At 72.2% G+C, this 8,491-nt stretch carries 5 protein-coding genes; 3 read left to right on the plus strand and 2 right to left on the minus strand.

Annotated elements, in window-relative coordinates; genetic code table 11:
* Positions 1 to 183 precede the first annotated feature (183 nt).
* Positions 184 to 1,770 (minus strand): AMP-binding protein, encoded by a 1,587-nt coding sequence (locus ABZT06_RS28250; protein WP_355746659.1) that lies wholly within the window; start codon positions 1,768 to 1,770, stop codon positions 184 to 186.
* Positions 1,767 to 3,434: an AMP-binding protein gene (locus ABZT06_RS28255; RefSeq protein ID WP_355746662.1), complete on the minus strand. Its 1,668-nt coding sequence runs from the start codon at positions 3,432 to 3,434 to the stop codon at positions 1,767 to 1,769. The genes ABZT06_RS28250 and ABZT06_RS28255 overlap by 4 nt, the downstream gene beginning before the upstream one ends.
* Before the next feature lie 116 nt (positions 3,435 to 3,550).
* Between ABZT06_RS28255 and ABZT06_RS28260 the strand changes: the two genes are divergently transcribed.
* The 3 genes from ABZT06_RS28260 (at position 3,551) to ABZT06_RS28270 (ending at position 8,367) form a co-directional block, all read left to right on the plus strand.
* Complete coding sequence (locus ABZT06_RS28260; RefSeq protein ID WP_355746665.1) at positions 3,551 to 4,381, plus strand: helix-turn-helix transcriptional regulator; 831 nt, start codon at positions 3,551 to 3,553, stop codon at positions 4,379 to 4,381.
* A gap of 162 nt (positions 4,382 to 4,543) precedes the next feature.
* A complete protein-coding gene (locus ABZT06_RS28265; RefSeq protein WP_355746668.1) occupies positions 4,544 to 7,360 on the plus strand; it encodes an AAA family ATPase in 2,817 nt (938 codons plus the stop codon).
* A gap of 215 nt (positions 7,361 to 7,575) precedes the next feature.
* Positions 7,576 to 8,367, plus strand: coding sequence for a serine protease (locus tag ABZT06_RS28270; RefSeq protein WP_355746671.1), 792 nt, complete (start codon positions 7,576 to 7,578; stop codon positions 8,365 to 8,367).
* Positions 8,368 to 8,491: the final 124 nt, after the last annotated feature.

An 8,491-nucleotide genomic window follows, 5' to 3' on the forward strand; every position in this document is an offset into this window, starting at 1 on the left:
GGCGAAAGCCGTCGCGGGCATCGCTCGGTGCCGAAGCGCCTGCGCCGCCGGACACGGGCGCCGCACCCGCGAAGCGGCCGGCGCCTCGCGGACACACCAGAGAGCGACACCCCCACCGGCGCCCCCCTCATCAGCGCCCGCACCACCGGTCAGACAACCGACCCCGCACCGAACGGCGAGCGCTCACCCCTCCGCGTACGTCTGCCGCAGCTCCACCTTGCGTACCTTCCCGGACACCGTCATCGGGAAGGACTCCAGAATCCGCAGCCGGCTCGGGATCTTGTAGTGCGCCAGCCGTCCCTCGCAGAAGCCGCGCAGTTCCTCGAGGCTCGGCGGGTGCTCCGGGTCCCGTGGGATGACGCAGGCCAGCACCTCCTCGCCGTAGCGCTCGTGCGGGACGCCGACCACCTGGACGTCCGCGATCTTCGGGTGGCCGTAGAGGAACTCCTCGATCTCGCGCGGGTAGATGTTCTCGCCGCCCCGGATGATCATGTCCTTGATGCGGCCGACGATCTCGACGTACCCGTCCTCGCGCATCATCGCCAGGTCGCCGGTGTGCATCCAGCGCCCCTGGTCCACGGCCTCCGCCGTCTTCCCGGGCTCGTTCCAGTAGCCGAGCATCACGCTGTAGCCGCGAGTGCACAACTCCCCTGCCACGCCCCGGGGTTGGGTGACCCCGGTCGCCGGGTCGACGACCTTGACCTCGATGTGCGGCAGGACGCGGCCGACCGTGCCGGTGCGGTGCTCCAGGTCGTCGTCCCTGCGGGTCTGCAGGGACACCGGGGACGTCTCGGTCATGCCGTAGCAGATGGAGACCTCCGCCATGTGCATCTCGGCGACCACCCGCTTCATCACCTCCACCGGGCAGGGCGAGCCCGCCATGATGCCGGTGCGCAGGGTGGAGAGGTCGTACGTCGCGAAGTCGGGGAGGTTCAGCTCCGCGATGAACATGGTCGGCACGCCGTAGAGCGAGGTGCAGCGCTCCTGCTGGACCGCGCGCAGCGTCGCCGCCGGGTCGAAGGACGGGGCCGGGATGACCATGCAGGCGCCGTGCGAGGTCGCCGCCAGATTGCCCATCACCATGCCGAAGCAGTGGTAGAAGGGAACGGGGATGCAGACCCGGTCCTGCTCGCTGTAGGAGATCAACTCGCCGACGAAGTAACCGTTGTTGAGGATGTTGTGGTGGGAGAGGGTCGCCCCCTTGGGGAAGCCCGTCGTGCCCGAGGTGTACTGGATGTTGATCGGGTCGTCGCAGGACAGGTCCGGGTACGCCGTGTCCGGTACCGCCCTTCCCAGCAACTCCCCCCAGCTCGGGTCCCCGATGTAGACGACCTCCCGCAACTCCCGGCATCTGCCCCGCACTTCGTCGACCATCGCCCGGTAGTCGCTGCTCTTGTGGCTGAGCGAGGCGAAGAGGAGGGAGATCCCCGCCTGGCCCAGGACGTACTCGACCTCGTGCGTGCGGTAGGCCGGGTTGATGTTCACCATGATCGCGCCGATGCGGGCGGTGGCGTACTGGACGAGCACCCACTCGGGGCAGTTGATCGCCCAGATCCCCACCCGGTCGCCCTTGACCACCCCGGAGGCGAGCAGCGCGGACGCCAACTCGTCGACCTCGGCGCCGAATTGCGTGTAGGTCCAACGCCGTCCGGACGGCACGTCGACGAGCGCCTCGCGCTCCGGCCAGGTGGCCACGGCCCGGTCCAGGTTGGCGCCGATGGTGTCGCCGAGCAGCTCCGTCGTGCCCACCCCGTGCGTGTACGAGTTCATCGGAAGTCCTCCTCGCGGTACTCGGCGTCCGACCCCGCCGCCGTCGCCTCACGCAGTTCGATGCGCCGGATCTTGCCGGACACCGTCTTGGGCAGTTCCGCGAACTCCAGCCTCCTGATCCGCTTGTACGGCGCCAGTGCCTCCCGGGAGTGCTCGAACAGCACCTTGGCCGTGTCGGGGCCGGGCTCCCAGCCCTCCGCGAGCACGACGTACGCCTTCGGGACCGCGAGCCGCAGCTCGTCCGGCGCGGGCACGACGGCCGCCTCGGCCACCGCCTCGTGTTCGAGGAGCGCGCTCTCCAGCTCGAAGGGGCTGATCTTGTAGTCGGAGGCCTTGAAGACGTCGTCGCTGCGGCCGATGTAGGTCAGGTAGCCGTCCGCGTCCCGCGAGGCGACATCTCCCGTCCGGTAGTAGCCGCCCGCCATCGCCTCCGCCGTACGGTCCGGGTCGCCGTGGTAGCCGGTCATCAGGCCCACCGGCCGGGCCGAGAGGTCCAGTGCGATCTCCCCCTCGGCCGCGCCGGGCGCGCCGGACACCGGGTCGAGGAGCTCCACCTTGTAGCCGGGGCTCGGGCGGCCCATGGAGCCGGTCTTCAGGACCTGCCCGGGGCTGTTGGAGACCTGGACGGCCGTCTCGGTCTGGCCGAAGCCGTCCCGGATGGTGATGCCCCAGGCCCGCCGGACCTGCTCGATGACCTCGGGGTTCAGGGGCTCACCGGCCGCGACCACCTCCCGGGGCGGGGTGCGCAGCTGGGTCAGGTCGGCCTGGATGAGCATGCGCCACACGGTCGGCGGGGCGCAGAAGGTCGTGACCCCGGCCCGGTCCATCTCGGACATCAGGCGGCCCGCGTCGAAGCGCGTGTAGTTGTGGATGAAGACGGTCGCCTCCGCGTTCCACGGCGCGAACAGGTTGGACCAGGCGTGCTTGGCCCAGCCGGGCGAGGAGATGTTCAGGTGCACGTCACCGGGGGTCAGCCCGATCCAGAACATGGTCGCCAGGTGGCCGATCGGGTACGAGGTGTGGGTGTGCTCGACGAGCTTGGGGCGGGCCGTCGTCCCGGAGGTGAAGTACAGCATCAGCGGGTCGTCGGCGAGGGTCGGCCCGTCGGGCAGGAACTCCGCGGAGGCGACGTACGCGTCCTCGTACGGCTGCCAGCCCTCCGGGACGCCGCCGACCGCGATGCGGGTGTAGTCGCCGGGCACCTCGTCGAACTTGGCGGCGTCCTCGGCGCGCACCAGGACGTGCCGCACCCGGCCGCGCTCGACGCGGTCGCGCAGGTCGGCGGGGCCGAGCAGCGGGGTCGCCGGGATGACGACGGCGCGCAGCTTCATGGCCGCGAGGGCCGTCTCCCACAGCTCGGCCTGGTTGCCCAGCATGACGAGGATCCGGTCCTCGGCCTCCACCCCGCGCTCGCGCAGCAGGTTCGCGACCCGGTCGGAGCGTTCGGCCATCTCGGCGAAGGACAGCCGGACCTCGCTGCCGTCCTCCTCGACGATGTGCAGGGCGATGCGGTCGTTGCCCCGCGCGATGACGTCGAACCAGTCGAGCGCCCAGTTGAAGTGTCGCGGGCGGGGCCAGGTGAAGCCCTCGTACGCCGTGGCGTAGTCCTCGCGGTGCTGGAGCAGGAAGTCCCGCGCCCCGCGGAAGTCCTCCGTAGCCGTCATCTTGCGTCCTCCTCGTACCGGACCATTGCCGGGCGGCTCTCTGCCATCGTGTAATCCGTGATGCAGGTCTCACTACCCCCGAACGGGGGTGTGTGCCGCGGTGAGGGGACGAACAGGTGACAGTGGACGCGGTCGGCGCGGTGGAGATCCGGCGTGCGCTCGCGCGGCTGCGGCGCACCACGGGCCTTCCGGTCGCCTTCGGCGGACTGGTCGAGTCAGGGCGCCCGCAGATCCGGATCAGCGAACTGAGCGGTACGGCCACCACCTCGCTCCTGGCCCTCGCGGTGACCTCGGGCAACGGCCTCGGCGGCAGGACCGTCGCGCTGGCCCGCCCCTGCGCCGTGGCGGACTACACCCTGTCCCGGCAGATCAGCCATGAGTACGACGCCGCGGTCGCCGCGGAGGGACTGCGCTCGGTGCTGGCCGTGCCCGTGGTCGTACGGCGCCGGGTGCGGGGCGTGCTGTACGGCGCCCTGCGCGACGCCCGCCCTCTGGGTGACCGCACCCTGACGGCGGCGGTGGACGCGGCACGGGACGTGGAGCAGGCCCTGGTCGTCGGCGACGAGGCGCGGGAGGTGCTGGCGGCGGCGCGGGCCGAGCCCGGTCACGGTGACGCCTCGGCGTGGGAGCAGGTCCGGGAGGCGCACACGGCGCTGCGGGCGCTGGCCCCGCGGATCGGCGACCCCGCGCTGCGGGCCGAGCTGCTCGACGCCTGCGCGCTGCTGACCACGGAGCCCGTGCCCGCGAAGGGGGTCGCGCTGGCGCCTCGTGAACTGGATGTCCTGTCCTGCGTGGCGGCCGGGGCGACGAACGCGGTGGCGGCGGACCGGCTGGGCGTGAGCGCCGAGACGGTCAAGGCGTACCTGCGGTCGGCCATGCGCAGGCTCGGGGCCGGGACGCGTGGCGAGGCGGTGGTCGCCGCACGCCGGGCAGGACTGCTCCCGTGACATCCCGGCCGCTCCCGTAACATTCGTAGACATCTCATTCATTCACGGGCGCTTTGAATTTCTCCATGCGGAACGGTTGTTATTTCCCTCACCGCATCTTCTCGCCGAATTTCGAAGCACCTTGCCTAATATTGGCCAGGACACGACACAGGGAGGGGAGCGGTGACCGTGCCACGCGACTTCCAGGAGCCTGCGAGATGCCGCCCCGACCTGGTCATCGGCCGGGACGAACTGTTCGGCCAGGCCCGTGAGCAACTGGCCCGCGGCGGCAGCGTGCTGCTGCACGGCCCCGCCGGAATAGGAAAGTCGACCGTGCTGCGGGCCCTGGCCGCGGAATACGGTGAAGCGGCCCACACCGTGTTGCGCTGCTCGGCCACCGAGTCGGAATCCCACCTCCCCTTCCTCGCCCTGGCCGACCTCTTCGGCCTGGTCCTCGACGACATCTCCGACAAACTGCCCGCCGCCCAGCGCACCGCGCTGGAGTCGGCCCTGACCGGACGCGGCGAGTCCACCCTCCAGCGCGACGGCCTCGCCCTGCGCCTGGCGGTGCTGTCGGCGCTGCGCGCCCTCGCCGCCGAGGGACCGGTCCTGGTCGTCGCGGACGACGTGCAGTGGCTGGATCCCGCGAGCCTGGAACTGCTCGGCTTCGCCGCCCGCCGGCTCGGCGACATCCCCGTCCGGATGCTGTGCGCGGTCCGGACCGACGGTCCCGAGTACGACCGCCATCTACGCGCGTTGCCGCCGGACGCTCTCGCCGTCCGCTTCAACCCGCTCACCCGCGCCCAGGTGGCCGCGCTGCTCGACCACCGCGGCTACACCGGCCTGCAGCGCTCCACCGTCCGGGACATCCACCGCACCAGCGGCGGCAACCCCTTCTACGCCCTGGAACTCGGCCGGGCGCTCTCCGAGAACCCCACCCCGCCCCGGCCCGGTGAGCCGCTCCCGGTGCCCACCTCACTGCGGGCCCTGGTGCTCAGCCGTCTGCAGATGCTGTCCGAGGAGGCCCGGCGCACCCTCCTGGTGGCGAGCGCGGGTGCCCGTCCCACCCCGGCCCTGCTGCACGCGGCCGGCCGCGGGGACGCCGAGGCCGAGATGGCCCAGGCGGCCGCGCTGGGCCTGCTCGCGACGGAGGCCGAGGGGCCCGCCGTACGGTTCGCGCATCCGCTGATCTCGGCCGCGCTGTACGCGGAGGCACCCGCGCAGGAACGGCGGGACGCCCACCGGGCGCTGTCCACGGCCGCCTCCGACCCGATCGAGCGGGCCCGCCACCTGGCCCTCGCGACCACCGGCACCGACCCGGAGGTGGCCGCCCGGCTCGCCGAGGCCGCGGCCCTGGCCCGGGACCGGGGCGCGCCATCGATGGCCGCCTCCCTCGGACTGCTGTCGGCCCGGCACACCCCGGCCGACAGCGTGCCCGCGCCCGACGTACGCCGGCTGACGGCGGCCGAGGACGCGATCACCGCCGGTGAGCTGGACCTCGCCCGGGACATCGCCCGGGACGTGCTCACCCGGGCCACCGTGCCCGCGGACCGGGTGCGGGCCTGGATCATCGTGATCGACACCGCGGGCCACGCCATGACGGAGGTCGACGCGGTCTTCCCGCAGGCCCTGGCCGACGCGGGCGACGACCCCGAACTGCTCGCCCTGATCCGCTACCAGCTGGCCTGGCGGGCCCTGCTCGTCGAGGGCGACTTCGACGAGGCCCGCGAGGAGGCCGCCCACTCGGCGGCGCTGGCCGCGCAGGGCGGCGACCGGTACAACGAGCTGATGGCGCTGGCCTTCCAGGCCCAGATCGAGACCCTGATGGGCCACCCGGACGCCCCCGCGACCATCAAGCGCGCTCTGAAGGAACCCCAGGACCCCCGGGTGGCCATCCATCACAACGGCGCCGGCTACTCCCGCTTCCGCTGGCTGATCATGAGCGACCAGCTGCCCGAGGCCCGCGCCACGGTCACCGCGCTGCTGCGCGAGGTGCGCAGGCGCGGGTCGGTCGAGAGCGAGGTGCACTTCCTGCGCGGGGTCGCCGAGACCGAACTGCGCTCCGGGCACTGCGGGCGGGCGCTCGACCTGGCCCGGGAGAGCCTGATGATGGCCCGGGACACCGGGATCGGCGAGGTGGCCTCGGCCGTGCTCGCCTCCCTCGCCGAGGCCTCGGGCGGCCAGGTCGAGCGGGCCCTCGAACTGGCCCGGGAGGCGGTCGACCACGCCGAGGAGAACGGCGACCAGATGTACGAGTCCCGGGGCCTGGCCGCCCTCGGGTACGCGCAGCTCGTCGCCGGGGACGCGCAGGGCGCGGTCCGTTCGCTGCGCCGGGTGCGCGAGCTGGAACACGGGCTCGGCATCACGGACCCGGCGCGCGGCCGCTGGCAGGGCGACCTCGCCGAGGCCCTCGTACGCACCGGGGAGACCGGCGAGGCGCAGGACGTCGTCGACGTGACGCGGGTGAACGCGCTCCGGCTCGGCCGCGAGAGCGTGCTCGCCGTACTGGACCGGGCCGAGGCACTGGTGCGGGCGGCGCGCGGCGAACACGAGGCGGCGCTGGTCCAGTTGACGTCGGTGCAGGATCGTCTCGCCAAGCTGGGCTACGGCCTCGAGGAGGCCCGAACCGCCTTCGTCCTGGCCCAGTTGCGCACCCGACGGCCCGGTCCGACGTCGTACGACGAGGCGGCCCGGCTGTTCAGGCGCTGCCGGGCGCTGCCGTGGCTGCGCCAGGTGGAGGCGGCCGCGCTGGCCCGGCCGGCGGATCCGGAGCCCGCGCCCACCATGGCGACGAACGGACCGGACATCCTCGAAGGGCTCGCCTCGATGGAGCGTCAGGTGGCCGCGCTCGTGATGGAGGGCGCCACCAACCGGGAGATAGCCGCGCGGCTGTTCATCAGCGTGAAGACGGTCGAGGCGACGCTCACCCGGGTGTACCGCAAACTCGGCATCCGCTCCCGCGTGGACATCGTCCGTCTGGCGGCGGGCCGCCGACCGTAGCCGAGGATCCGTCAGAACAGCTTCCCACCGGGCCGACCGAGGGTTTTCCCTGCCCAACTCCCTTAGGGGGTTCCCTCATTGGGGAGGGGAACTTCCGCGTTCTAGCTTATGAACATGCCGCTCGCCCGGGCATACGGGGGTCGGTCCCGCGACCCCCGTGTACCAACCCCCACACCCGCGCGACCCCCCACCGGCAACCCTGAGGAGACTCACCGATGTTCGGTCTCACCCGTGCGAAGAAGGCCGGCGCGGTGGCCCTGGCGGCCTCCGCTGCCGTCGCCACCGCGTTGCTCGGCGCCCCCACCGCCGTCGCCGCTCCCCAGCCCATCGTCGGCGGTACGACGACGACCACGACCTCGTACCCGTTCATGATGCAGATCACGGACGCCTCGCAGAACCAGTTCTGCGGCGGCACCCTGGTCTCCGCGACCAAGGTCGTCACCGCGGCCCACTGCATGGTCGGCGAGACCACCAGCAGCGTGAGAGTCGTCGGCGGCCGCACCTACCTCAACGGCACCAACGGCACGGTCAGCAAGGTCAGCAAGATCTGGATCAACCCGGGCTACACGGACGCCACCAACGGCGACGACGTGGCCGTGCTGACCCTGTCGACCTCGATGCCGTACACGACGGCGTCGTACGTCTCCTCCTCCCAGACCAGCGTGTACGCGGCCGGCACCACGGCCCGCATCGTCGGCTGGGGCACCACCTCGGAGAGCGGCAGCTCCTCCAACCAGCTGCGGACCGCGACCGTGCCGATCGTGTCCAACTCCAGCTGTGCCAGTTCCTACGGCTCCGACTTCGTCGCGAGCGACATGGTTTGCGCCGGATACACATCCGGCGGCGTAGACACCTGCCAGGGCGACAGCGGCGGTCCCCTGCTCATCGGGGGCGTCCTGGCAGGGATCACTTCTTGGGGAGAGGGCTGTGCGGAGGCCGGTTACCCGGGTGTCTACACCCGGCTGACCACCTTCTCCAGCCTCGTGACCGCGCAGGTCAACTCATAGGTCCCCAGAGGTTCTCCTGAGCATCCCTCAGGTGAGAGACCGGGGGGGGGGGGGGGGGGGGGGGGGCGCCCCCCCCCCCCCCCCCCCCCCCCCCCCCCCCCCGCGCCCAGGACCCCCCGCGGGG

The sequence above is a fragment of the Streptomyces sp. NPDC005483 genome (assembly GCF_040606035.1).
Classification (GTDB): Bacteria; Actinomycetota; Actinomycetes; order Streptomycetales; family Streptomycetaceae; genus Streptomyces.

Bases quoted from the DNA above. Each gene is read 5' to 3' on its own strand.
- ABZT06_RS28255 (WP_355746662.1), bottom strand. From the start codon at position 3,434: ATGACGGCTACGGAGGACTTCCGCGGGGCGCGGGACTTCCTGCTCCAG.
- ABZT06_RS28250 (WP_355746659.1), bottom strand. From the start codon at position 1,770: ATGAACTCGTACACGCACGGGGTGGGCACGACGGAGCTGCTCGGCGAC.
- ABZT06_RS28270 (WP_355746671.1), top strand. From the start codon at position 7,576: ATGTTCGGTCTCACCCGTGCGAAGAAGGCCGGCGCGGTGGCCCTGGCG.